The sequence below is a fragment of the Pandoraea sp. XJJ-1 genome (genome assembly GCF_026802345.1).
GTDB classification, from domain to species: Bacteria; Pseudomonadota; Gammaproteobacteria; order Burkholderiales; family Burkholderiaceae; genus Pandoraea; species Pandoraea cepalis.
Genome location: NZ_CP113827.1, coordinates 3,979,771 through 4,005,265, shown reverse-complemented (window position 1 = coordinate 4,005,265; position 25,495 = coordinate 3,979,771). Strand labels below are relative to the sequence as shown.

Sequence of the window (25,495 nt, the reverse complement as noted above, 5' to 3'; positions counted from 1 at the left end):
AGCATAGGAGACGATGCGATGGAGTTCGATGCGGTATTGCTTCCCCCTCGACGTGAGCACAGTGTGGCGCGCGGCTGGTGGCCCGAGCGCACAATCAACGACGCGCTCGACGCGGCGCTCGCGGCATGGCCCGACAAGGTGGCACTCACGGCGGTCTCGACGGCCACCGGGCAGACCACGCAACTGACCTACGCCGCGCTCGCCGATGCGGCGGAGCGTCTCGCGCTGGGTCTGTTGCGACGTGGCGTCGGACGCGGCGACGTGGTCGCGTGCCAACTGCCCAACGGCTGGCCGTTCGCGGTGACCTACTTGGCCTGCGCCCGTATCGGCGCGGTGCTCAATCCCCTCATGCACATCTTCCGCGAGCGCGAGCTGTCCTTCATGCTGCGCCATGGCGAGGCGAAAGTGTTCATCGTGCCGCAGCAGTTTCGCGGCTTTGATCACGCGGCGATGGCGCGCGCGTTGCAGCACGAGCTTGACGCGCTCCGGCATGTGATCGTCGTCGGGGAGGCTGCCGCAGAGGAGAGTTTCGACGCCGTGCTCATGGCAGGCGAACCTGCGGCGACCGACGCGGAGCGCGCGCAGATGCAGGCGTCGCGCGCGCGTCCGGACGACGTCATGCAATTGATGTACACGTCCGGCACCACGGGCGAGCCGAAGGGTGTGATGCACAGTGCGAACACCACGTTCTCGAACATCGACGCTTACGCGCAGCGCATGCGCCTCGGTTGCGACGACGTGATTCTGATGGGCTCGCCGCTCGCGCACCAGACCGGCTTCATGTACGGCCTGATGATGCCCATCATGCTCGGCGCGAGTGCGGTCATGCTCGACGTGTGGGACCCGTCGAACGCCGTGCGTCTGATCCAGGCGCACGGGGTGACATTCACGATGGCGTCCACCCCGTTTCTCACCGATCTGACCAAGACCGTGGCGGCTGGCGGCGAGACTGTGCCGAGCTTGCGCGCGTTCCTGTGCGCGGGGGCACCCATTCCCGGCCCGGTGGTCGAGCAGGCGCGCAAGGTACTCGGCGCGAAAATCGTGTCGGCGTGGGGCATGACCGAGAACGGCGCCGTGACGCTAACACGCCTGGAAGACGACGACACGCGCGCCTCCACGACGGACGGTTGTCCGCTGCCGGGTGTCGAGCTACGCGTGGTCGACGTAGACGATCATGACCTGCCCACAGGCGAAACCGGCCGTTTGCTCGTGCGCTCGTGTTCGAATTTCGGCGGCTATCTCAAGCGCGCGCAATGGAACGGCACCGACGCCGCCGGGTGGTTCGACACGGGCGATATGGCGTGGCTCGACGCCACAGGCTACGTGCGCATCGCCGGTCGCAGCAAGGACGTGATCATTCGGGGAGGCGAGAATATCCCCGTCGTCGAAATCGAGGCGCTGCTGTACCGCCATCCGGCGGTCGCGACAGTGGCCATCGTGGCGTATCCGGACGAGCGGCTCGGCGAACGCGCGTGTGCGGTGGTGGTGCCGCGCCCCGGGCAGTCGATCGATCTGCCCGCGCTCACCGCTTTTCTGGCGTCGCACAAGGTCGCCCGGCAGTATTGGCCGGAACGGCTCGAAGTGCGCGAGGCGCTGCCGACCACCCCCACGGGTAAGATACAGAAATTCAAATTGCGCGAGATGCTGCAGACGGGCGAGTGAAAGCCCGCACGCGGCGCGGCGTACTTCAAGGATGAAAGGTCGATGACATCGAAGGGACTGGATAGCGAATCGTTCGAGCTGTTGCTCGCCGCGGTGCAACGTTTCATTCGCGAGCGGCTGGTGCCCGCCGAGAACGACGTGGAAGAGCACGACGACGTGCCGGCCACGCTCGTCAATGAGATGAAGGAGATGGGCCTGTTCGGCCTGTCGATTCCCGAGGCATTCGGCGGCATCGGCTTGTCGATGACGCAGGAAGTGCGCGTGGCCTATGAGTTCGGGCAGACGTCGCTCGCATTTCGCTCGGTGTTCGGCACCAACGTGGGCATCGGCTCACAGGGCATCCTGATGGACGGTACCGAAGCGCAAAAGCGCGACCTGCTGCCGCGCGTGGCGAGTGGGGACCTGATCATGTCGTTCGCGCTCACGGAGCCTGACGCGGGATCGGACCCGGCCGCGCTCAAGACACGGGCCGTACTCGACGGCGACACCTATGTGCTCGATGGCGTGAAGCGCTTCATTACCAACGCACCGCGCGCCGGGGCGTTCACGCTGATGGCGCGCACGGGCGGCGAGGGCGCGGGCGGGATCTCGGCGTTCATCGTGCCGGCCGACACGCCGGGCCTGTCGCTGGGCAAGCCCGACAAGAAGATGGGGCAGCGCGGAACGAAGACGTGCGACGTCGTGCTGCAAGGCGCGCGCGTGCCGGCGGCGAACATCATCGGCGGCGAGGCGGGCAAGGGCTTCAAGACGGCGATGAAGGTCCTCGACCGTGGGCGCTTGCACGTGGCGGCGCTGGCGTGCGGCATGGCGCAGCGAATTCTCGACGAGTCCGTGGCCTATGCACGCGAACGCAAGCAATTCGGGCAGCGCATCGGCGACTTCCAGCTCGTGCAGGCGATGCTCGCGGACAGTCAGGCGGAACTGTACGCCGGATGGTCGATGGTGCAGGACTGTGCCCTGCGTTACGACGCGAAGCCCGAAGGCAAGCGCGACGCCGACGTCAGCACGCGGGCCTCGTGCGCCAAGCTGTTCTGCACCGAGATGGTCGGGCGCGTGGCCGATCGTGGTGTGCAGGTGCACGGCGGCGCGGGCTACATCAACGAATACAAGGTCGAGCGCTTCTATCGCGACGTGCGCCTGCTCCGTCTCTATGAAGGCACCACGCAAATTCAACAACTGATCATCGGGCGGGCCCTGATGCAGGACGATTGAGGTCGCGCGCACCGCTGGCGGTGCGCCGAGTCGTACACGCGGCGCATCATGCTGGTGCGCGTGATGTCAGGGCCGCACCGCCTTGCACTGCTGCGGTGCAACAGATTCCACTCGATTTTCGGGCATTTCCCATAGACAAACCACCTGTTCTGCGTTGACCAGCAACGCTTTGTCGAACTTTCTGCGTCACTTGGCACGCTTGTTGCATTAGTGTGTGTGCCAGCGGCAAAGACGTCGCCGGCCATGAATTCCGGTACGGCGTCAGGCGAGAGCGCCTGCGACGTACCCACAGGACAACGGCGTCCCTCCGTGCTTCGGCACGGTCGGACGCCGTTTTGTTTTTCGGGCGCTGCAAGCGCTGCAACAGGAGAAGACAGCATGCGCAAACCTCGTCTGGTCGTCATCGGCAACGGCATGGCCGGCATCCGCACGCTCGAAGAGCTGCTGGAAATCGCACCGCATCAGTACGACATCACCGTATTCGGTGCCGAGCCGCATCCGAACTACAACCGGATCCTGCTCTCGCCGGTGCTCGCCGGCGAGCAGTCGTTCGCCGACATCGTGCTCAATCCGCTCGACTGGTATGCCGAGAAGGGCATCACGTTGCATCTGGGCAAGGAAGTCACGCAGATCGATCGACCGCGCCGTGTCGTGCGTTGCGCCGACGGCACCGAGGCGCCGTACGACCGTCTGTTGATCGCCACCGGGTCCAGCCCGTTCATTCTGCCGGTGCCCGGCAAGGATCTCGATGGCGTGATCAGCTATCGCGACATTCGCGATACCGAGATCATGATCGAGACGGCGAGCATGAAGCGTCATGCGGTTGTGATCGGCGGCGGTCTGCTCGGCCTGGAGGCGGCCAACGGTCTCAAGCTGCGCGGCATGGACGTGACCGTCGTGCATCTGGCCGAGACGCTGCTCGAGCGCCAACTCGACAGTACGGCGGGCAAGCTGCTGCAACAATCGCTCGAAGCGCGCGGTCTCGCGTTCCGACTGTCGCATCAAACGGCAGCGATTCTTGACGACGGCAACGGCAACGTGCGGGCCGTGAAGTTCAGCAACGGCGAAGAAATTGACGCGGACCTCGTTGTCATGGCCGCAGGAATTCGGCCGAATACGACGCTGGCCGAAGCGGCCGGTCTGTATTGCGCCCGTGGCATTGTCGTGTCCGACACGCTGCAAACCTACGATCCGCGCATCTACGCGGTGGGCGAATGCGTGAGCCATCGCGGCGTAGCCTACGGTCTCGTGGCCCCGCTGTTCGAGCAGGCCAAGGTCTGCGCCAACCACCTCGCGCTCATGGGCATCGGCAGCTATCGCGGCTCGGTGCTGTCGACGAAGCTCAAGGTCACGGGCATCGACCTGTTTTCGGCGGGCGACTTTCTCGGCGGCGAAGGCACCGAGGAGATCGTGTTGTCCGATCCCGCGAGCGGCGTCTACAAGAAGCTGGTGATTCGCGACGACAAGCTCGTCGGCGCGTGTCTGTACGGTGACACGGCTGACGGCGCCTGGTACTTCAAGCTGTTGCGCGACGGGCGTGCGCTGGGCGAGTTGCGCAGCAGCATCATGTTCGGCGAGTCGAGTGTGGGCGACGTCGGCACGCAAGGGCAGAACCGCGCGTCGGCCATGTCCGATACCGATGAAGTGTGCGGCTGCAACGGCGTGTGCAAGGGCACGATCGTCAAGGCGATCACCGAGAAGGGCTTGTTCACGCTCGATGAGGTCAAGAAGCATACGAAGGCTGCCAGCTCGTGCGGTTCGTGCGCCGGGCTGTGCGAACAGATCCTGATGAGCACGCTGGGCTCGACCTACGACGCGACACCGAAGGAGAAGGCGGTGTGCGGTTGCACGGATCTGTCGCACGCCGACGTGCGTCGCGCGGTGCGTGAGCATCACCTCACGTCCCATCGTGCCGCCTTCGACTTCCTCGAATGGCGCACGCCCAACGGGTGCGCCACGTGCCGTCCCGCGCTGAACTACTACATGCTCAGCACGTGGCCGAAGGAAGCCGTTGACGATCCGCAAAGCCGCTTCGTCAACGAGCGCGTGCACGCCAACATCCAGAAGGACAACACGTTCTCCGTCATCCCGCAGATGAAGGGCGGCGTGACGAACCCGAGCGAGCTGCGCCGCATCGCCGACGTGGCGGACAAGTACCAGATTCCGATGGTCAAGGTCACGGGCGGTCAGCGTATCGATTTGCTCGGCGTGAAGAAGGAAGATCTCGTAAGCGTCTGGCGCGACCTCGGTATGCCGTCAGGGCATGCCTACGGCAAGTCGATCCGCACCGTGAAGACGTGCGTGGGCAGCGAATTCTGCCGCTTCGGCACGCAGAACAGCACGCAGATGGGCATTGATCTGGAGACCATGCTCGCGAACATGTGGTCGCCCCACAAGGTCAAGCTGGCCGTGTCCGGCTGCCCGCGCAATTGCGCCGAGGCCGGGATCAAGGACGTGGGTGTGATCGCGGTCGACTCGGGGTGGGAGCTGTATGTCGGCGGCAACGGCGGCATCAAGACCGAAGTCGCGCAGTTCCTCGTCAAGGTGAAGACCGCCGACGAGGTCAAGGAGTACACGGGCGCGTTTCTCCAGCTCTATCGCGAGGAAGCCTATTACCTCGACCGCACGGTGCATTACCTCGACCGGGTGGGCCTCGACTACGTGAAGCAACGCGTGGTGAACGATGCCGCCAATCGTCGCGCGCTGTACGAACGGTTGCTCTTCTCGCTCGATGGCCTGCCCGACCCGTGGCAAGCGCGTATCAACGGGGCGCAAGCCAATGAATACCGTCCGCTGACCTCGACCGTGCCGATGAGCGTCGAGCCCGCGACTGCCTGAGGAGAACACCATGACGCAATCCAAACCGATCTGGCTGCATGTCTGCGACGTGGACGCGATTCCGCGCCTGGGCACGCGCGTGCTGACCCATCCGAGCGGCGACATCGCCCTTTTTCGCGCCGAGAGCGACAAGGTTTTTGCGTTGCGCGACAAGTGCCCACACAAGGGCGGTGCGCTCTCGCTGGGCATCGTGCACGGCGAGAAGGTCACGTGCCCGCTGCACGCCTGGAACATTGACCTGACGACCGGCGAAGCCTGCGCACCCGATGTGGGCTGTGCAGAGCGCTTCGCCGTGCGGATCGACGCGGGCGAGGTGTATGTGTCGCTCGACGAGGCGATCGGTACCGAGGTGAGCGCGGCGACGGCTGCCGCTTGACCCGCTACCCCCGCCCCCCTGACCCCTCGCGATTGCCGGAGCCCCCCATGACAACCCTCACGCAAACCACCTGCTGCTACTGCGGCGTCGGTTGCGGCATGCTCGTCGAGAGCGACGGCGAGCGCATCGTCGATGTGCAGGGCGACCCGGCGCATCCGGCGAACTTCGGGCGTCTGTGCAGCAAGGGCATGACGTTGCCGCTCACCGCGCAGTCGCTTGCCGGACGCGTGCTGACGCCTGAGTTGCGCACCACGCGCGACGCCGAGCGCGCGCCCGCCAGTTGGGACGACGCGCTGGAGACGGTGGCGTCGCGCTTCGCCGACGTTATCCGTCGGCATGGCCCGGACGCCGTCGCCTTTTACGTGTCAGGACAGTTGTTGACCGAGGACTACTACGTCTTCAACAAGCTCGCCAAGGGGCTGGTGCGCACCAACAACATCGACACGAACTCGCGACTGTGCATGTCGAGCGCCGTGAGCGCCTACAAGATGGCGCTCGGCGCAGACGGGCCGCCCACCTGCTACGACGATCTCGAAGCGGCCCGCACCGTGCTGTTCGCCGGCAGCAACATGGCCTACGCGCACCCGGTGCTGTTCCGTCGACTCGAAGCGGCCAAGGCGGCCGATCCGTCGATTCGCTGGATCGTCGTCGATCCGCGCCGCACCGATACGGCGGCGATGGCCGATCTGCATCTGGCCATCGTGCCGGGCACCGACGTTGCGCTCTTTCACGGCATGCTGCACCACCTGATCTGGGAAGGACGCATCGACCGGCGCTACATCGACGCCCATACCGAAGGCTTCGATGCCCTCAAGCAGATGCTGCGCGGCTATACCCCGCAACTGGTGGCCGACATCTGCGGCATCGAAGAATCGGCGTTGCGTCAGGCGGCCGACTGGTTTGGCGAGAGCCCGGCGGCGCTGTCGCTTTATTGCATGGGGCTGAATCAATCGAGCCACGGCACCGAAAAAAATCTCGCGCTCATCCATCTGCATTTGGCCACCGCGCAGATCGGACGCCCGGGCGCCGGGCCGTTTTCGCTCACCGGTCAGCCCAATGCGATGGGGGGGCGTGAAGTGGGCGGGCTGGCCACCATGCTCGCCGCGCATCGCGAGATCGGCAACGCGGCGCATCGCGCCGAGGTCGAGCGCCTTTGGGGCGTGCAGGGGCTGTCGGACCGGCCGGGCCTGCCGGCTGTGGAGATGTTCGACGCCGTGCGCGACGGCCGTATCAAGGCGATCTGGATCGCGTGCACGAACCCCGTGCATTCGATGCCGGACAGCGAGCGCGTGCGTGAAGCGCTCGCCGCTGCGGAGTTCGTGGTGGTGCAGGAGGCGTTTCACCAGACCGACACCGTTCCTTATGCCGACGTGCTGCTGCCCGCAACGAGCTGGGGCGAGAAGGCGGGCACGGTCACGAACTCGGAGCGGCGTATCTCGCGCGTGCGGGCCGCCGTCTCGGCGCCGGGAGAGACCCGGGCCGACTGGTGGATTGCCAGCGAGGTCGCCCGGCGTCTTGCACCCAAGCTCGACGCGTCGCCCGAACCGTTCGCGTTCTCGTCCATCGAGGCCATCTTCGACGAGCATCGCGCGCTCACCGTGGGACGCGACCTCGACATCGGCGGTATCGATTACGCGCTGCTCGAGCAGCGCGGACCGCAACATTGGCCGTTTCCGGCCGGCGCGGCGCAAGGCGTTGCGCGCCGCTACGAGGACGGCGTGTTCGCTACGAGCGACGGACGTGCACGTTTTCATGCGTTCGAATATCAACCCGTGGCCGAGCCGATCAATGCCCGCCATCCGCTGCGACTGATTACCGGCCGCCTGCGCGATCAGTGGCACGGCATGAGCCGCACGGGGCGTGTGGGGCAGTTGTTCGAGCACGCCCCCGAGCCGGCGCTCACCATGCATCCGGCCGACGCGGCGCGTCGAAGCCTGCGTGCGGGCGATGTCGTGCGGCTATCGAGCCGTCGCGGCGAGCGGGTGTTGACGCTGGCGGTGAGCGACGACGTCGCCTCGGGCACGGTGTTCGTGCCGATGCACTGGAGCGGGCAGTTTCTCGGCGGCGGGGGCGTGAACGACACGACCCTCGGCGCCGTCGACAAGTATTCGAAGCAGCCCGAACTGAAGCACGCCGCCGTGCGCGTCGATCCGCTCGCACTGCCGTGGCGGGTGGCGGCGGTGCGGCGCGGCGACGCCCTGCAATTGCACGCGGCGGTGCAGCCATTGTTGGCCGAGCGTCGCTTCGCGACGGTGCGTCTGGAGGGCGACGACCGGATCGTGGTCATGGCCGCCGACAGCGAGCCGGACGCCGATTGGCTGGAGCGCCTGCACACGGCGCTGGCTCTGCCGCGCGACGAATCGCTGCTGGAGTATCGCGATGCGCGCCGGTCGATGACCAAACGCGTGGCATGGTGCGACACCTTGATCGATGGCGTGCTGGTGGCGGGCAGTGAAGCCGATGTCGCCGCGTCGACGTCGCTACTCGCGCGTGTTCGCGAAACGTCTCCCTGGACGCGCGCGCGCCATGCGGTCTTCGTGGCCGACAGCGGGCCGGCGGTTCCACGCGATCGCACGGTGTGCCAGTGCAAGTCCGTGACGGCGTCGAGCATCAACGCGGCGATCGGTGCGGGAGCGGACGTCGCACAGCTCAAGGCGAGGCTCGGCTGCGGGACGGTCTGCGGCTCGTGTGTGCCGGAGTTGCAGCGCATGTGCGCGGCGCCGCTCAACGCTGCGACGCAGCCGCGCGCGACGAATGTCGCTTGAGCCCGGGACATGGACAGCGCATCGTGAAGGTACCGACTGGATTTGAATTGGGCGACATGCAGACCATCGAGGAATTGAGGGAGAACGATCATGAACAACGGCAAAGTCACCCTGCTGAGCGCCGGTCCCGGCGCGCTGGATCTGCTGACGTTGCGCGCGGCACGCGTGCTCGGCGAAGCCGACGTGCTGCTCGTCGACGATCTGGCCAATCCGGAGATCGCCACGCTCGCGCCGCAGGCCCGCGTGATTGCCGTGGGCAAACGCGGCGGCTGCCGCTCGACGCCACAGGCGTTCATCGAGCGGCTGATGTGCCGCTTTGCGCGACGTGGCTCGCACGTGGTGCGCGTGAAGGGGGGCGACGCGCTGATGTTCGGGCGTGCGGGCGAGGAAATCTCGGCGCTGCGTCGCGCGGGGGTGCCGGTGGAGATCGTCAACGGGGTGTCGTCGGCGTTCGCGGCGGCGGCCGGTTTGGGGATGTCGCTCACCCATCGAGACCACTGTGCGGGCGTGACGTTCGTCACCGCGCACCGGCAGGACGGCAGTGCCCCCAACTGGGCGGCGCTCGCGGCGACCGGCACCACGTTGGCGATCTACATGGGCCTGCATCGGGTCGAGGAACTGAGCGAAACGCTACTGGCGCATCTCGATGCGGCAACCCCGGCGGGGGCGGTCCAGTGGGCGGGCTCGCCGCAAGAGCGGCGAATGGTCACGTCGCTGGGCCGGCTGGCGGCCGACATTCGCACCGCGGGGTTTGCCAGTCCGACTATCCTGCTCGTGGGCGGCGCGGTCGGTGAAGCGGCGCTCGCGGCGGTCGAACCGAGCACGGCAACGGGTGTCGATGAGAGGGATGCCGCCGCGGACACGGTGCGCGACGTCATCGCCAGAGCGGCCTGATGCGTTGTATCTTCACTACCTATACTGAACAGCGCGTGTTCGATTAGCACAAGAGACGTCGCCGACGGGGCGCAGCCGATGCAGCCCCGCAACGGCGACGCGGATGGAATTTCACTGACCGGCCGAGCGCATTGGCCCCCACGAACTTGCCGAAAACACCGGATGCCGGGGACGTCGATCCTCAGGCCGACACGCCCCGCAAAGCAGCAGCGCCTGCCGCCCCTGTCACGACAGCGGGGGCGCACGGCATGCTGCGCGTGCTGCTCGTCACCGATACCGACAAGCCGATTGGCGAGTTGCGGACTGCGCTCGCGCGTCTGGGGTGCGAGATGCTGGTGGAAGTCGCCAAGCCGCAGGCGCTGCCGCGTGTGGTGGAGAGCGAGCGCCCGGACGTCGTCATCATCGATACCGAATCGCCGTCGCGCGACACGCTGGAACAACTCGCGGTGATGAACGCGGCGGCGCCGCGTCCGGTGCTGATGTTTTCGGCCGACGGCAATCAATCGCTGATTCGTGCGGCCGTCGATGCCGGGGTGACGGCATACTCCGTCGAGGGACTGGCGGCAGACCGGCTCGCGCCGATTCTCGAAGTGGCGCTTGCGCGCTTCGCCCATGAGGAAAAGCTGCGCGCACGACTGGCCAAGGCCGAGACCGAACTGGCCGACCGAAAGCTGATCGACCGCGCCAAGCGGCTGCTGATGGACCGACGCAAGATTTCCGAGCAGGAGGCCTACGCCATCCTGCGCAAACGGGCGATGGATCAGGGCGAGAAGCTCGTCGAAGTGGCGCGCCAGCTCGTCTCGATTGCCGAATTACTGGGATAGACACTGCTCATGTCGACGTCATCATGGTTGACTTCTGACGCGCAATGGCCGGACGGCGTGCCAGAGAAACGTCATCTGCGCGTGGGGTTCATCGCGCTGTCCGATGCGGCGCCGCTGATCGTCGCGAAGCGTCTGGAGCTGGGGCACGAACATGGACTGACCCTGGAGCTGAGCCGCGAGTCGTCGTGGGCGGCCGTGCGCGACAAGCTGCTCACGGGCGAGCTGGATGCCGCGCACTCGCTGTATGGCCTTGTGTACGGGGTGCAGTTGGGCATTGGCGGCCCGCGTGAAGACATGGCCGTGCTCATGGTGCTCAATCGCAACGGGCAGGCGGTGACGGTCACGCCGTCGCTGGGCGAGGCGATGGCGCGCACGGGCGACTTGCGCGCGGCGCTGGCGTCGCTCGGGCGCAAGCCGGTTTTCGCGCAGACGTTCCCGACAGGCACGCACGCGATGTTCCTCAATTACTGGTTTGCCGCGCAGGGCATCGATCCGCTCACCGAGATCTCCAGCATCGTGATTCCCCCGGCGCATATGGTCGCCGCGATGGAAGAGGGCGGGCTCGACGGGTTTTGCTGCGGCGAGCCGTGGCATGCCGTGGCCCAGGCGCGCGGGCTGGGGCGCACGGTCGTGGTGTCGAGCGACATTTGGCCCAATCACCCGGAGAAGGTGCTGGCCTGCCGCCGGGACTTTGTGTCGCGCTATCCGAAAACGGCACAGGCGCTGGTGCGCACGCTGCTCAGCGCGTGCCGCTGGCTGGATATGCCCGGGCATCGGGCGGAAGCGGCGGGATGGTTGGCGGAGCCGGCGTGGGTCGGGGCGCCACGCGACCTGATCGCGGCGCGTCTGCTGGGCGACTTCGGCCGCCTGCAAGGACGGCACGCGTTGCTGCCCGTGAGCTTCTTCGACGAGGGCGTGGTGAATTACCCGCACCCTTCGGATGGCATGTGGTTCATCGCGCAATATCGGCGTTGGGGCATGGTGGGCGATGCGGCGGTGGCCGGTGCCGCGCAAACGGCGGCAGCGGTGAGCCAGACGGCGCTGTTCGAGGCGGCGGCACGTGCCGAGGCCGTGCCGGTGGAGGCCACGCCAGCGCACGAGGTGCTTTGCGACGGCAAGGCCTGGGATGCGGCCGTCGCCGGCGATTTACGCGCGTACGTCGATGGATTCGATATTCGGGCCCGGTGATGTCGACCGGCGTGGCGACCGGATCAGACCTTTTTGACGAATTCCGATTTCAGGCTCATGGCGCCAAAGCCGTCGATCTTGCAATCGATATCGTGGTCGCTGTCCACCAGCCGAATGTTCTTCACCTTGGTGCCCATCTTGATCACGCCGCCCGACCCCTTTGGCTTCAAGTCCTTGATAACGGTCACCGTATCGCCATTCTGCAGAAGGGTTCCGGTGGCGTCGCGATAGACGCGTTCGGTGGGTTCCGTTGATGCGGCAGCCTGGGCCGACCATTCATGCGCGCACTCGGGGCAAATGTAGACACCCCCGTCTTCGTACGTGAATTCGGAGTTGCATTTCGGGCAAGCGGGCAAAGTACTCATGTCGATGGGTCCTGAAAGGCCGACGAAGGCGATCAAAGCGCGAAATTATATCGCGGTCGGCGGATTCGCCCGGGCAGTGGTGTTCCCGCGGCAGGGCGCCGCGATCGCGGTCGGGCTTCGATGACATCCCTAATTGATTCAAGTAACCGGATTACGGACACTCGAACGATCGATAATGCAAATTCGATGTTAGTCCCGCCAACGCCCTCTGTTCGTATTCTATGGTCGACGAGACCCGCTTCCCAATCCGCAAGGAATGCCCCCCGGGCGCCTGTACCTGTGATCGGGATAGCCTCATGCAAGACCCGCACGGTGATCGCCGCCTCCTACTGTTGACGCAGGCGGAGGAGAAACGGCTGATCGCGCGCATCGAAGCCGTGACCAGTTACGCCGATCTGCAACGCGTAGCTGACCTGATGCAGGCCCAGCTCGGGATTTCGCTGCAGATCGCGCCGAGTGTGAACGAAGTCCGGACGGTCCGCGGCATCAGCATTCGGTTGGTGGCCAAACCGGGCCTTTGCCGGAAGCTCCACGCGTCGATTCCCGCCGCCGTTCGCCGATGCCTCGATAGTCGTCCCGGTATCGCCTACGCGATCCTGGATGCGCACGATTTGCTAGGTGGCGGTCAATGACGCCGTGACGGCGGGGCTCAGTCACGCTGGACGGTCTTCCTCGCTTGTCGAGCACGCGCAGGCACAATCAGCGACTTGCGCAAGTTGCGTATCGCAACTATATTGGTTGCGATACGCAACTGATAGGGGGTGAGATATGGATATCGTCGATCTACCTGGCAAGGCTCGCGAAGCGGAGATTCTGGAACTCCGCGACTTCTCGCGTCGACTGGTTCGCGAACTCGGCTTCATGCGAACGACGCTGGCCGACAGCGATCTCGCGCCGTCGGCGGTTCACGCCATCATCGAGATCGGGGCGACGCCCGGAATCAGTGCCAAGGACCTGGGCAACCTGCTGCGGCTGGATAAATCGAACACGAGCCGGCAAGTGGCGAAGCTCGAGGCCAGCGGGCTCGTGAGGCGCACGACGGCAAGCAACGACGCGCGTGCCTCCGAACTCTCTCTGACCGAAGCGGGGCAGCGGCTTCGCAGCAAGATCGACCGCTTTGCTACCGATCAGGTGTCCAGCGCGCTGCGGCGCATCGTGCCCGCGGATCAGGCGGCCCTGGTCCGGGCGCTTGCCCTGTACGCGGACGCGCTCGCACAGGACAACTCGGCCAAAGGCGTGATCGAGGGGGAAGTCTCCGCACAAGTGGTCGAAGGCTATCAGCCGGGGTGTATCGGCGACATTGCCAGCCTGCACGCGCGCTTTTACGCAGAGCACTGGGGGTTTGGCGTGTTTTTCGAGAAGAAGGTGGCAACGGAACTGGCGGCGTTCGCCAGCGGGTTGCCCGCCGACGGCAAAGCGCTGTGGCGCCATGTGGAGAATGGGCGCACGCTGGCCTCGCTCGCGATCGACGGCGACCTTGCTACCGGTGTCGCGCATTTGCGCTGGTTCATCGTCGACGATTCGATGCGTGGGTCCGGGGTTGGGCGGCGTCTGATGGCGCAGGCCATGGCCTTCGTCGACGCGCGCTATCGCGAAACGTACCTATGGACGTTCAAGGGGCTCGATGCCGCGCGGCATTTGTACGAGTCGTTCGGCTTTGCGCTGACCGACGAATCGGAAGGCGAGCAATGGGGGAGCCGGGTTGTCGAGCAACGGTTCTGTCGTCGTGCGGGTAGTGCGCCGTCATAGCGCTCGCGCCCTCAGGCTGCCGGGGGTGGTCCAATGCCGGCGTGCGCCATTTACGATGCATCGGCGGTCCAGGAGCTGCCGCTATCGCGCCGCCACGATCACATGCGCCTGAATTTTGCCAGCGACCGGACCGTTGCCGTGGCGCTGGGCTATCGCCTGCGTTGCCCGCTCGGTGGCGAGTTGAAGCAAGCTGGCGTCGCGCGCTTCGATTTCGTTGCGCAGCGGCGTTCCGAGGCAATAGGCCGTGGCGACGTCGCGCGCCGAGGCCCCGTAACTCACCTTCTCGCGAGTTTCGATCGTCATGTGGACGAACCCGGCGTGGCTTAGGTCCTCCCGGATGCGTGCGACATCGTAATATCCGTGCGGCGTGCGCGCGAGGAATCTTGGCGGGTCGTGCGGAAACAACGCGCCGATGGCTTGAGTGATCTCGTCGGCGAAGGCATTCTCTTCGATGCGATCCCATACGGTGAAGACGAAGCGGCCGCCCGGCGTCAGCATGCGACGCGCCTCGGCATAGCCGGCGGCTCTATCGGGAAAAAACATCGCGCCAAATTGGCAGCAAACGACGTCGAACGATGCATCGTCAAACGGTAGGGCGAGCGCATCGGCCTGCGTCCATTCGATCCGGGCGTCGGTCGGTTGCCTGCCGGCCGCATAGTCGAGCATTGGCTGATTGAGATCGGTGACCACGTAGCGCACGTCAGCGCCGAGCTTCGGCGCGAGCGCTCGCGTGAGCGCACCGCTGCCGGCGGCGGTCTCCAGGATGGATTTGGGCGAGGTGGCAGCGACAATCGCTGCCGTATCCACGGCGTAGGTCTCGAAGATCAACGGCACCATCAGCGTGTCGTAGCACTTCGGAATCGACCCTGCAAATACCTTGTCGGGCTCGAGCATGATGCCCCCTTGAATGCACTGACGATGGCCCCGGGTTACCCAACCGCCTGTTCATTCTAGGCGGACCAAGGCCAGCCCGTTGCCGCATTCGTCGGCGAGAAGGATCACCTGGAATGACAAAAGCCCGTCGACCTTGCGGCCGACGGGCTTTCGAATTTGGTTGCGGGGACAGGATTTGAACCTGTGACCTTCGGGTTATGAGCCCGACGAGCTGCCAGACTGCTCCACCCCGCGTCTGAGAACTGAATAATACGAGAGTTCCGCGCATCGTGTCAAGCATTTATGACATTAAATTTATGGACCTCGGAAAAACATGCGCGACGTGTGCATTTTCGCCGCGTCCCGCGCGCACGCCGTATCACTCGGAAGTGAACGTCGTGGCGGCGCTCACCAGCGGATCGTGGCGCCCGCCTGCACGGAGTGGGCGAGCGACGCCGGGTTCAGGCCGCGCTTGTAGCCGACGTCCAGATCGAGGTCCTTCGTCGGGCTGTAGATCGCGCCGACCAGCGCGTAAGCGGGCTTTGTCCGGGTCGTGGCGTCCGGATTGGTCGCGAGACCGATGTCGGCAACCAGGCGCACAGTGTCCGTCGCGCTGAAAAGCACGGCCGTGGACGCGTTCCACAGGCTCTGTCGGTTGCCGGTGCCGTTGTTGTTCCACGTATAGCCGGCGTTGGCGAGGAATGTCCAGCGATCGAGGTTGTATTGCATCAACAGATTCGCGCCGGTGGTCGCGCGCCCGTTGCCGAGGCCGCGATCCTGGCTGGCCGTCGGCAGCGAGACGAACGGCTTGAGGCCGAGGCTCCACTGATCGGTTTCGAGAAAGCGCCATTTGGCTTGCAACTGGAGGTCGGTGACGCCGCTGGTCCAGCCAGCGCCATCGGGTCGCGTGCGCTGGTAGGGCGCCTGGATGGCGACGTCGAGGTTGGGCATCACACCGTACGTCAGCGTGTTGTTCCATTGTTGCTGGCGGGCGCTCGGCATGGTTATCCACTCGCTGTTCAGCTCGAGTTGCCAGTTGCCGGTGTCCTGTGTGCCGGTGTCGTCCGTTACAAGCGGGTTGGTGGCGTGACCGGTAAGCGGCGCGAGCGCTGCGGCAAGCATCAGAAACTTCTTCATTGAAAACTCCTGCGGGGCGATTGATGTGTCCCGGTGCGAAAGACTGAAAATCCGTCGCGCGGATCGTACGGGGGGCATGTGACACGGTCAACCGAAACCCGCCGAATGTGCGGTATTCGAGATTCGTGTCTTGGGAGCGTTGCTCGTTGACGGGGCTTCGTGGTGGGAGGTAGGGAGGTAGGTAGGGGATAGAGGCGTGGAGACGTGGAGAGGCGCGGAGGTGGAGATGTGAGGGTGAAGAGGCGCACGAAAGGGACGCCGAGGCTGCCTACATCGTGTATCGAGTGGTAGACTTCGGGCCCATTTTTAGCGGGGCCGGGCGCACCGCCGCCGACTCACCATGCAAGCCAGAAGTCATCTCATTTTCGGTATCGGCGCAACTTGGCTGATGCATCGCACCGGGTGGGCCGCCAGCGTCCACGCCTGGCCCTTGACGCTCGTTGGCGCATTGCTGCCCGACATCGATCACCCGAAGAGCATGCTGGGACGCCGAGTCGCACCGGTGTCGCTCTTGGTCTCCGGTCTCTTCGGCCATCGTGGCATGACGCATTCGCTGCTGCTGCCGATCCTGGCGGTCGTGGGCTGCCTGTATGGCTGGGGCCATGTGCCGGCGTGGATGCTTGCGTTGGCGGCCGGATATTTGTCACATCTGCTGGCCGATTGGCTCACGCCGTCCGGCGTGCCGCTGTGCTGGCCGTTGCGAACGCGCTTCCGTTCGCCGCTTTACGTGACGACGGGGTCGGCGGCAGAGTGGTGCGTGGCCGCGGCACTCGCGTTCGCCATGTGGCGATGGTGGTGAGTGCGCACGGACGCGCCGGCGGAATCAGCGGAATCAGTGGTAGCGGCGTCGGCTGACACGGCTAACTCGGCTGACAGGCCCGCGAGTCGGCCCGCGCGGATGTCGGTCAGCGCCAGAACAACGGCGGCTCGTCCATGAGGGCAACCTGTTCGCGAAGCTCCAGGATGCGGTCCTGCCAGTAGCGCTGCGTGTTGAACCAAGGAAAGGCGGCGGGGAACGCCGGATCGTCCCAGCGCCGGGCCAGCCAGGCGCTATAGTGCAGCAGGCGCAGCGTTCGCAAGGCTTCTGTGAGATGCAGCTCGCGCGGGTTGAAGTCGGCAAAGTCCTCGTAGCCGGAGAGGACTTCATCGAGCTGGACCGTCATCTCTTCGCGCGTGCCCGAAAGCAGCATCCACAGATCCTGCATCGCCGGCGCCATGCACGTATCGTCGAAATCGACGAAGTGCGGGCCGGCATCGGTCCACAAGACGTTGCCGCCGTGGCAGTCGCCGTGTACGCGCAGCAGTTTCACGTCTCCAGCCCGCTCGTAAGCGCGCGCGACACCGGCGAGCCCCAGGTCGACAATACTGCGCCAGGCGTCGCGCAGGTCGTTCGGAATGAAGTCGCTCGCCCACAGGTAGTCGACCGGGGTGTGTCCGTACGTGTCGATGTCCAGGGTGATGCGGTGCCGGAACGGCTGGATGGCGCCGACTGCGTGGATACGGCCGAGAAAGCGACCGAGCCAATTGAGCGTGTCGGGATCCTGCAGTTCGGGGGCTCGGCCGCCGCGTCGAGGGAAGAGGGCGAAGCGGAAACCGTTGAAATGGTGCAGGGTCGTGCCTTGCGTCTCGAGCGGGGCAACGACCGGAATCTCCTGATGGGCGAGCGCTTGTGTGAAGGCGTGCTCCTCCAGGATGGCGTCGTCGGTCCAGCGCTGGGGGCGATAGAACTTCGCGATGAGCGGAGGGCCGTCTTCCATCCCTACCTGATAGACGCGGTTCTCATAACTGTTGAGGGCGAGCAGGCGCCCGTCGCTGAAATAGCCAAGCTGCTCGACGGCGGCAATGACGGTGTCGGGCAGGAGGGTGGAGAAAGGATGCGCGGGCGCGGAGGCGTCCTGTGAAAGATCAGTGTTCATGGGCGCTATTGTGCCAAAGGCGGTGCGACGGGCGCCGGTACTCTTCTCTATAGCGTCTGGATACAGATAGGACGCGGTGGGACAGGGACGCGAAAACGCAGAAAATTGCATCGCCTTCAAAAAAGTTTCACAAAGGGCTTGCGCGGTTCGTCGAACCTGTCTAATATTCCGTCTCTCGCAACGACGGCGACGCAGCGAAAGCGGCGAAGCGGTGGGGGCGGCGGGCTGGAAAGCCCGGTGGTTGGTGGTTTTGGAGCTGGTGAGTTGCTACGGCGACGAGCGAAGAAGGCGAAAAAAACTGTTGACGACGACGAGAAGCTGCGACATAATCTTGCTTCTCTGCTGCAGATGCAGCGACGCAGAAAACGAAGCGACGGCGCGGTAAGTGTGCGACGAAGCGAAGTTCGATGCGATTGATCTTTAAAAACTAGACAACCGATAAGTGTGGGCACTCGATGAATAGTGCGTCTGCTTCGGCAGATAAGCTTTAAATTTATTGAGGCTCACATAAGTAATAGGTAAGTTAAGTAATTAACTTGTCAGCATACTTTGAGAGCGACCGGTTCGAGTGATTTATCACGAAAAACCGAAAACAGTAACAGGTTTAAACTGAAGAGTTTGATCCTGGCTCAGATTGAACGCTGGCGGCATGCCTTACACATGCAAGTCGAACGGCAGCACGGGTGCTTGCACCTGGTGGCGAGTGGCGAACGGGTGAGTAATACATCGGAATGTACCTTGTAGTGGGGGATAGCTCGGCGAAAGCCGGATTAATACCGCATACGCTCTGAGGAGGAAAGCGGGGGACCTTCGGGCCTCGCGCTACAAGAGCAGCCGATGTCAGATTAGCTAGTTGGTGGGGTAAAAGCTCACCAAGGCGACGATCTGTAGCTGGTCTGAGAGGACGACCAGCCACACTGGGACTGAGACACGGCCCAGACTCCTACGGGAGGCAGCAGTGGGGAATTTTGGACAATGGGCGAAAGCCTGATCCAGCAATGCCGCGTGTGTGAAGAAGGCCTTCGGGTTGTAAAGCACTTTTGTCCGGAAAGAAATCCTCTGGGTTAATACCTCGGGGGGATGACGGTACCGGAAGAATAAGCACCGGCTAACTACGTGCCAGCAGCCGCGGTAATACGTAGGGTGCAAGCGTTAATCGGAATTACTGGGCGTAAAGCGTGCGCAGGCGGTTTTGTAAGACGGATGTGAAATCCCCGGGCTTAACCTGGGAACTGCATTCGTGACTGCAAGGCTAGAGTATGGCAGAGGGGGGTAGAATTCCACGTGTAGCAGTGAAATGCGTAGAGATGTGGAGGAATACCGATGGCGAAGGCAGCCCCCTGGGCCAATACTGACGCTCATGCACGAAAGCGTGGGGAGCAAACAGGATTAGATACCCTGGTAGTCCACGCCCTAAACGATGTCAACTAGTTGTTGGGGATTCATTTCCTTAGTAACGAAGCTAACGCGTGAAGTTGACCGCCTGGGGAGTACGGTCGCAAGATTAAAACTCAAAGGAATTGACGGGGACCCGCACAAGCGGTGGATGATGTGGATTAATTCGATGCAACGCGAAAAACCTTACCTACCCTTGACATGTACGGAATCCTGCTGAGAGGTGGGAGTGCTCGAAAGAGAACCGTAACACAGGTGCTGCATGGCTGTCGTCAGCTCGTGTCGTGAGATGTTGGGTTAAGTCCCGCAACGAGCGCAACCCTTGTCCTTAGTTGCTACGCAAGAGCACTCTAGGGAGACTGCCGGTGACAAACCGGAGGAAGGTGGGGATGACGTCAAGTCCTCATGGCCCTTATGGGTAGGGCTTCACACGTCATACAATGGTCGGTACAGAGGGCTGCCAAACCGCGAGGTGGAGCTAACCCCAGAAAACCGATCGTAGTCCGGATCGCAGTCTGCAACTCGACTGCGTGAAGCTGGAATCGCTAGTAATCGCGGATCAGCATGTCGCGGTGAATACGTTCCCGGGTCTTGTACACACCGCCCGTCACACCATGGGAGTGGGTTTTGCCAGAAGTAGGTAGCCTAACCGTAAGGAGGGCGCTTACCACGGCAGGATTCATGACTGGGGTGAAGTCGTAACAAGGTAGCCGTAGGGGAACCTGCGGCTGGATCACCTCCTTTCTAGAGCATGCACTGGAAGTTGAGTGTTCACGCTTATCGGTTGTTGACTGCGTAGATCTAAGTCGGGTCTGTAGCTCAGGTGGTTAGAGCACCGTCTTGATAAGGCGGGGGTCGAAGGTTCAAGTCCTTCCAGACCCACCAAACTCTTTCCACCGACGCCTGGTAGAAAGAAATCTGGCTGAGGCAAGGCACAAAAGGCCGCCGCATACATCGGTATGCAAGGTTTTTTGTAACGCCGCATCAGACTGATTTGGGGGGCATAGCTCAGCTGGGAGAGCACCTGCTTTGCAAGCAGGGGGTCGTCGGTTCGATCCCGTCTGCCTCCACCAATTCCTTAGATCGCACATCGATGTCAGTCAAAAGCTTTTACGTCTGTGGTAAATCCCCAAGTGTGAATGTTTTTGAATGACAGCAATGTCATGCAGTATTTGTTCTTTAACAATTTGGAAGAAGTAGTAGTACAACGGAAGCGCGTTAGAGATGGCGCGTGGAAATTGTACGGGTTGTGATTGTATCAACTAGTATTTAAGTGATCGAAAGATGACTTGGAATACGGCACAACGCGAAAACTCAACCTATAGGGAATGTGCCGAAAGACACACTCGTTATAGGGTCAAGCGAATAAGTGCATGTGGTGGATGCCTTGGCGATTACAGGCGATGAAGGACGCGATAGCCTGCGAAAAGTTGTGGGGAGCTGGCAAATAAGCTTTGATCCACAAATGTCCGAATGGGGAAACCCGGCCCTTTGGGTCATCCTAGACTGAATACATAGGTCTAGTGAAGCGAACGCGGCGAACTGAAACATCTAAGTAGCTGCAGGAAAAGAAATCAACCGAGATTCCCAAAGTAGTGGCGAGCGAAATGGGACCAGCCTTCAAGATTTAGCACCGGTGTTATCAAAACGGAATGGAAAGTCCGGCCATAGTGGGTGATAGCCCCGTATGAGAAAACCCTGGTGTGGAACTAAGCTTGAGAAAAGTAGGGCGGGACACGTGAAATCCTGTCTGAAGATGGGGGGACCATCCTCCAAGGCTAAATACTCGTAATCGACCGATAGTGAACCAGTACCGTGAGGGAAAGGCGAAAAGAACCCCGGGAGGGGAGTGAAATAGATCCTGAAACCGCATGCATACAAACAGTAGGAGCCTCGCAAGGGGTGACTGCGTACCTTTTGTATAATGGGTCAGCGACTTACATTCAGTGGCAAGCTTAACCGAATAGGGAAGGCGTAGCGAAAGCGAGTCCGAATAGGGCGTTCAGTCGCTGGGTGTAGACCCGAAACCAAGTGATCTATCCATGGCCAGGTTGAAGGTGCGGTAACACGTACTGGAGGACCGAACCCACTAATGTTGAAAAATTAGGGGATGAGCTGTGGATAGGGGTGAAAGGCTAAACAAACTTGGAAATAGCTGGTTCTCTCCGAAAACTATTTAGGTAGTGCCTCGTGTATCACCTTCGGGGGTAGAGCACTGTCATGGTTGAAGGGTCCATTGCGGATTACTTCGCCATAGCAAACTCCGAATACCGAAGAGTGCAATCACGGGAGACAGACATCGGGTGCTAACGTCCGGTGTCAAGAGGGAAACAACCCAGACCGCCAGCTAAGGTCCCTAAATATTGCTAAGTGGGAAACGAAGTGGGAAGGCTAAAACAGTCAGGAGGTTGGCTTAGAAGCAGCCACCCTTTAAAGAAAGCGTAATAGCTCACTGATCGAGTCGTCCTGCGCGGAAGATGTAACGGGGCTAAGCAATATACCGAAGCTGCGGATGCGAGCTTGCTCGCATGGTAGGAGAGCGTTCTGTAAGCCTGTGAAGGTGTCTTGTGAAGGATGCTGGAGGTATCAGAAGTGCGAATGCTGACATGAGTAGCGATAAAGGGGGTGAAAGGCCCCCTCGCCGTAAGCCCAAGGTTTCCTACGCAACGTTCATCGGCGTAGGGTGAGTCGGCCCCTAAGGCGAGGCAGAGATGCGTAGCTGATGGGAAGCAGGTTAATATTCCTGCACCGTCGTATGATGCGATGGGGGGACGGATCGCGGAAGGTTGTCCGGGTGTTGGAAGTCCCGGTCCCTGCAGTGGAGAAGGCGCTTAGGCAAATCCGGGCGCGTAATTCAAGGCTGTGGGGCGAGTACCTTCGGGTACGAAGCAATTGGAAGTGGTTCCAAGAAAAGCCTCTAAGCTTCAGTCATACGAGACCGTACCGCAAACCGACACAGGTGGGCGAGATGAGTATTCTAAGGCGCTTGAGAGAACTCGGGAGAAGGAACTCGGCAAATTGGTACCGTAACTTCGGGATAAGGTACGCCCTTGTAGCTTGACTGGCCTGCGCCAGGAGGGTGAAAGGGTTGCAATAAACTGGTGGCTGCGACTGTTTAATAAAAACACAGCACTCTGCAAACACGAAAGTGGACGTATAGGGTGTGACGCCTGCCCGGTGCCGGAAGATTAAATGATGGGGTGCAAGCTCTTGATTGAAGTCCCGGTAAACGGCGGCCGTAACTATAACGGTCCTAAGGTAGCGAAATTCCTTGTCGGGTAAGTTCCGACCTGCACGAATGGCGTAACGATGGCCACACTGTCTCCTCCCGAGACTCAGCGAAGTTGAAGTGTTTGTGATGATGCAATCTACCCGCGGCTAGACGGAAAGACCCCATGAACCTTTACTGTAGCTTTGCATTGGACTTTGAACCGGTCTGTGTAGGATAGGTGGGAGGCTTTGAAGCAGGAACGCTAGTTTCTGTGGAGCCGTCCTTGAAATACCACCCTGGTTTGTTTGAGGTTCTAACCTAGGTCCGTAATCCGGATCGGGGACAGTGCATGGTAGGCAGTTTGACTGGGGCGGTCTCCTCCCAAAGTGTAACGGAGGAGTACGAAGGTACGCTAGGTACGGTCGGAAATCGTGCTGATAGTGCAATGGCAAAAGCGTGCTTAACTGCGAGACTGACAAGTCGAGCAGGTGCGAAAGCAGGTCATAGTGATCCGGTGGTTCTGTATGGAAGGGCCATCGCTCAACGGATAAAAGGTACTCTGGGGATAACAGGCTGATACCGCCCAAGAGTTCATATCGACGGCGGTGTTTGGCACCTCGATGTCGGCTCATCTCATCCTGGGGCTGTAGCCGGTCCCAAGGGTATGGCTGTTCGCCATTTAAAGAGGTACGTGAGCTGGGTTTAAAACGTCGTGAGACAGTTTGGTCCCTATCTGCCGTGGGCGTTGGAAGTTTGAAGGGGGCTGCTCCTAGTACGAGAGGACCGGAGTGGACGAACCTCTGGTGTACCGGTTGTCACGCCAGTGGCATCGCCGGGTAGCTATGTTCGGAAGAGATAACCGCTGAAAGCATCTAAGCGGGAAACTCGCCTTAAGATGAGACTTCCCTGGGAACTCGATTCCCCTTAAGGGTCGTTCAAGACCAGGACGTTGATAGGTCAGGTGTGGAAGCGCAGTAATGCGTTAAGCTAACTGATACTAATTGCCCGTGAGGCTTGATCCTATAACCAGTGTGTTTTTCCTGGTGTGAGTGTCGTGCAGTGTGCCGATACAACTCACAACCCAACCAATGTAGTACTACGCTTCTTCCAAATTGGTTTTGTTGAGCCCCGCTCAGCAGAACATACAAGTTATGCCTGATGACCATAGCGAGTTGGAACCACCCCTTCCCATCCCGAACAGGACCGTGAAACAACTCCACGCCGATGATAGTGCGGATACCCGTGTGAAAGTAGGTAATCGTCAGGCTCCCCCTAAAAACCCCTTGCTAACTCGTGTAGCAAGGGGTTTTTGCTTTTCCCCGGCGATAACGCCCAGCCCAGCTTGTCGCGACTGACATCTGTCTGTAGTGGTCTAATCTCCCCGGACACCAATTTAGGCGAAAATACTCGCCACGAAGAGGTGTCTGATGAGCAAGCAACGTCGTACGTTTTCCCCTGAGTTCAAGCGCAGTGCTGCGTCTCTGGTCGTCGACCAGAGCTATAGCCACGTCGATGCCAGCCGGTCGGTCGGGGTCGCGGAGTCGGTTCTGCGCCGTTGGGTTCAACAACTGCACCAGGAACGCCGAGGCATCACGCCTCAGGGTCCTGCAATGACGCCAGAGCAGCAGCGGATCCAGGAACTGGAAGCGCGGGTTGAACGCCTCGAGAGGGAGAAGACCATTTTAAAAAAAGCTACTGCGCTACTGATGTCGGAAGGGATAGAACGTACGAAATAATCGACCAGTTCGGCGACGGCGTTCCGGTAGCCATGTTGTGTGAGTTGTTCGATATACCTCGGTCGTGCTTTTACGCATACAGACATCGTCGAGCGCGAGTTGATGCGGCACGAATGGCACTGCGCAGTCGCGTGCACGAGTTGTTTTGGACCGGCCAGCCTTTCGTAGACATCTTCGAGCCATAATTTATGGCAACCGAGGAGGTCAGTATGAGTGGCAAGCGGTATACGGATGAGTTCAAGATCGAGGCAGTTAAACAAGTGACCGAGCGCGGTCATTCGGTGAGGGATGTGGCACAGCGACTGGGCATCACGACACACAGTCTGTATGCGTGGAAGCTGAAGTTCGGCCAGCCCGATATCGTGCGGCAGACAGAGTTGGATCAAAGCGCCGAGGTTCGGCGACTGAAGGCCGAGCTTAAGCGCGTGACCGAGGAGCGCGACATTCTAAAAAAAGCCGCCGCGTACTTTGCAAAGGGGTAACGGCAAGGTACGCATTCATGCGATCCCATATCGGCGAGTTCTGTCTGAAGTCGATGTGCCGGATACTTGGCGTGCATCGCAGCGGCTATTACGTGTGGCAGCGTCAGGCGGTCAGCGCTCGCAAGCGCGAGGATGATCGATTGCTTGGTCTGATCAAGCACTCCTGGTTGGCCAGTGGTGGCGTCTATGGCTATCGCAAGATTACAGTGGATCTACGTGAGTCAGGCGAGACGTGCAGCCGTCACCGTGTCCATCGGCTCATGAAGGGCGAGGGTCTGCGGGCTGAGGTGGGCTACGGCAGCAAGCCACGTTATCGCGGCGGCCCCGTCGGCGTGGTTGCCAACGTGCTAAACCGCGAGTTCACACCGACTGCCCCGAACCGGGTCTGGGTGACGGACATCACGTACATCCGGACCTACGAAGGCTGGCTATATCTGGCGGCCGTGATGGACCTGTACTCACGCCAGATCGTCGGCTGGGCTGCGCGCTCGACGATGACCAGCGATCTGGTTTTACAAGCACTGTTGGCGGCGGTCTGGAAACGAAAGCCCGGACCCGGTGTCATGGTGCATTCGGATCAGGGCAGTCAGTTCACCAGCGATGACTGGCAGTCATTCCTGAAGGCGCACCACATGGTACCGAGCATGAGTCGTCGCGGTAATTGCCACGATAACGCTGTGGCCGAGAGCTTCTTCAGCGCCCTGAAAAAGGAGCGGATCAAACGACGTATCTACCCGAGTCGGGCAACCGCCACCTCGGACTTGTTCGATTACATCGAAATGTTTTATAACTCGGTTCGTCGGCATGGCTCCGCCGGCGATCTTTCACCGATTGAGTTTGAACGGCGCTACGCGCCAAACGGCTCGTGAGTG

At 61.8% G+C, this 25,495-nt stretch carries 16 protein-coding genes, 3 tRNA genes, 3 rRNA genes and 1 pseudogene; 18 read left to right on the top strand and 5 right to left on the bottom strand.

Translation table 11 applies throughout. The annotated features are described in order from the left end of the window. Positions 1 to 18 precede the first annotated feature (18 nt). The 8 genes from aliA (at position 19) to OYT13_RS18440 (ending at position 11,759) form a co-directional block, all read left to right on the top strand. Positions 19 to 1,662 carry a cyclohexanecarboxylate-CoA ligase gene (gene aliA, locus OYT13_RS18475; protein WP_268566776.1) on the top strand — a complete coding sequence of 548 codons (1,644 nt, stop codon included), beginning with the start codon at positions 19 to 21 and terminating at the stop codon, positions 1,660 to 1,662. A gap of 42 nt (positions 1,663 to 1,704) precedes the next feature. Next, entirely contained in the window at positions 1,705 to 2,874 is a 1,170-nt protein-coding gene (locus OYT13_RS18470) for an acyl-CoA dehydrogenase family protein (RefSeq protein ID WP_017233901.1), read from the top strand. A gap of 378 nt (positions 2,875 to 3,252) precedes the next feature. Then, positions 3,253 to 5,712 (top strand): nitrite reductase large subunit NirB, encoded by a 2,460-nt coding sequence (gene nirB / locus OYT13_RS18465; protein ID WP_268566775.1) that lies wholly within the window; start codon positions 3,253 to 3,255, stop codon positions 5,710 to 5,712. Between the two features lie 10 nt (positions 5,713 to 5,722). After that, positions 5,723 to 6,088, top strand: a complete 366-nt coding sequence (gene nirD, locus OYT13_RS18460) for a nitrite reductase small subunit NirD (RefSeq protein ID WP_017233899.1) — start codon at positions 5,723 to 5,725, stop codon at positions 6,086 to 6,088. Between the two features lie 47 nt (positions 6,089 to 6,135). Beyond that, positions 6,136 to 8,853, top strand: coding sequence for a nitrate reductase (locus OYT13_RS18455; RefSeq protein WP_017233898.1), 2,718 nt, complete (start codon positions 6,136 to 6,138; stop codon positions 8,851 to 8,853). 90 nt (positions 8,854 to 8,943) lie between these two features. Then, on the top strand, positions 8,944 to 9,747 hold the full coding sequence (cobA, locus tag OYT13_RS18450; RefSeq protein ID WP_268566774.1) for a uroporphyrinogen-III C-methyltransferase: 804 nt from the start codon (positions 8,944 to 8,946) through the stop codon (positions 9,745 to 9,747). 248 nt (positions 9,748 to 9,995) lie between these two features. After that, positions 9,996 to 10,571 carry an ANTAR domain-containing response regulator gene (locus OYT13_RS18445; RefSeq protein WP_017233896.1) on the top strand — a complete coding sequence of 192 codons (576 nt, stop codon included), beginning with the start codon at positions 9,996 to 9,998 and terminating at the stop codon, positions 10,569 to 10,571. A gap of 9 nt (positions 10,572 to 10,580) precedes the next feature. Continuing rightward, positions 10,581 to 11,759, top strand: coding sequence for a CmpA/NrtA family ABC transporter substrate-binding protein (locus OYT13_RS18440; RefSeq protein ID WP_268566773.1), 1,179 nt, complete (start codon positions 10,581 to 10,583; stop codon positions 11,757 to 11,759). Between the two features lie 23 nt (positions 11,760 to 11,782). Here the strand turns inward: OYT13_RS18440 and OYT13_RS18435 are convergent, their stop codons facing one another. Next, positions 11,783 to 12,124 carry a zinc ribbon domain-containing protein YjdM gene (locus OYT13_RS18435; RefSeq protein ID WP_017233894.1) on the bottom strand — a complete coding sequence of 114 codons (342 nt, stop codon included), beginning with the start codon at positions 12,122 to 12,124 and terminating at the stop codon, positions 11,783 to 11,785. A 296-nt stretch (positions 12,125 to 12,420) separates the two neighbouring features. Here OYT13_RS18435 and OYT13_RS18430 point away from each other — a divergent pair, with 296 nt between their 5' ends. After that, entirely contained in the window at positions 12,421 to 12,756 is a 336-nt protein-coding gene (locus OYT13_RS18430; protein WP_017233892.1) for a hypothetical protein, read from the top strand. Between the two features lie 136 nt (positions 12,757 to 12,892). Next, on the top strand, positions 12,893 to 13,873 hold the full coding sequence (locus OYT13_RS18425; RefSeq protein WP_261938100.1) for a bifunctional helix-turn-helix transcriptional regulator/GNAT family N-acetyltransferase: 981 nt from the start codon (positions 12,893 to 12,895) through the stop codon (positions 13,871 to 13,873). A gap of 81 nt (positions 13,874 to 13,954) precedes the next feature. On the opposite strand, the gene OYT13_RS18420 is transcribed toward OYT13_RS18425, so the two are convergent. The 3 genes from OYT13_RS18420 to OYT13_RS18410 form a co-directional block, all read right to left on the bottom strand. Next, the gene (locus tag OYT13_RS18420) at positions 13,955 to 14,767 is read right to left on the bottom strand and encodes a class I SAM-dependent methyltransferase (RefSeq protein WP_261938101.1); all 813 of its coding nucleotides are present in this window, start codon (positions 14,765 to 14,767) and stop codon (positions 13,955 to 13,957) included. Positions 14,768 to 14,924: 157 nt separating this feature from the next. Beyond that, a tRNA-Met gene (locus OYT13_RS18415) sits at positions 14,925 to 15,001 on the bottom strand. Positions 15,002 to 15,154: 153 nt separating this feature from the next. After that, complete coding sequence (locus tag OYT13_RS18410; RefSeq protein WP_268566772.1) at positions 15,155 to 15,883, bottom strand: transporter; 729 nt, start codon at positions 15,881 to 15,883, stop codon at positions 15,155 to 15,157. 340 nt (positions 15,884 to 16,223) lie between these two features. On the opposite strand from OYT13_RS18410, the gene OYT13_RS18405 reads away from it, so the two are divergent. Continuing rightward, on the top strand, positions 16,224 to 16,682 hold the full coding sequence (locus OYT13_RS18405) for a metal-dependent hydrolase (protein ID WP_017233888.1): 459 nt from the start codon (positions 16,224 to 16,226) through the stop codon (positions 16,680 to 16,682). Positions 16,683 to 16,788: 106 nt separating this feature from the next. On the opposite strand, the gene OYT13_RS18400 is transcribed toward OYT13_RS18405, so the two are convergent. After that, positions 16,789 to 17,799 (bottom strand): serine/threonine protein kinase, encoded by a 1,011-nt coding sequence (locus tag OYT13_RS18400; RefSeq protein WP_268566771.1) that lies wholly within the window; start codon positions 17,797 to 17,799, stop codon positions 16,789 to 16,791. 606 nt (positions 17,800 to 18,405) lie between these two features. Between OYT13_RS18400 and OYT13_RS18395 the strand changes: the two genes are divergently transcribed. The 7 genes and pseudogenes from OYT13_RS18395 to OYT13_RS18365 all read left to right on the top strand — a co-directional run bounded on the left by OYT13_RS18395 (position 18,406) and on the right by OYT13_RS18365 (position 25,492). Continuing rightward, positions 18,406 to 19,938 (top strand): 16S ribosomal RNA (locus tag OYT13_RS18395). Positions 19,939 to 20,002: 64 nt separating this feature from the next. Beyond that, a tRNA-Ile gene (locus tag OYT13_RS18390) sits at positions 20,003 to 20,079 on the top strand. Positions 20,080 to 20,191: 112 nt separating this feature from the next. Then, a tRNA-Ala gene (locus tag OYT13_RS18385) sits at positions 20,192 to 20,267 on the top strand. Between the two features lie 282 nt (positions 20,268 to 20,549). Beyond that, a 23S ribosomal RNA gene (locus tag OYT13_RS18380) occupies positions 20,550 to 23,427 on the top strand. Positions 23,428 to 23,559: 132 nt separating this feature from the next. After that, positions 23,560 to 23,672, top strand: a 5S ribosomal RNA gene (gene rrf / locus OYT13_RS18375). Together the 16S, 23S and 5S rRNA genes with 2 tRNA genes alongside form the textbook arrangement of a ribosomal RNA operon. Positions 23,673 to 23,832: 160 nt before the next feature. Beyond that, positions 23,833 to 24,287: pseudogene (locus tag OYT13_RS18370) on the top strand (transposase); the annotation flags it as partial. Between the two features lie 63 nt (positions 24,288 to 24,350). After that, a protein-coding gene (locus tag OYT13_RS18365; protein ID WP_181321408.1) for an IS3 family transposase occupies positions 24,351 to 25,492 on the top strand; the annotation gives its coding sequence in 2 pieces (ribosomal slippage) (positions 24,351 to 24,588 and positions 24,588 to 25,492; 1,143 coding nt in all). The last annotated feature ends 3 nt before the right edge of the window (positions 25,493 to 25,495 follow it).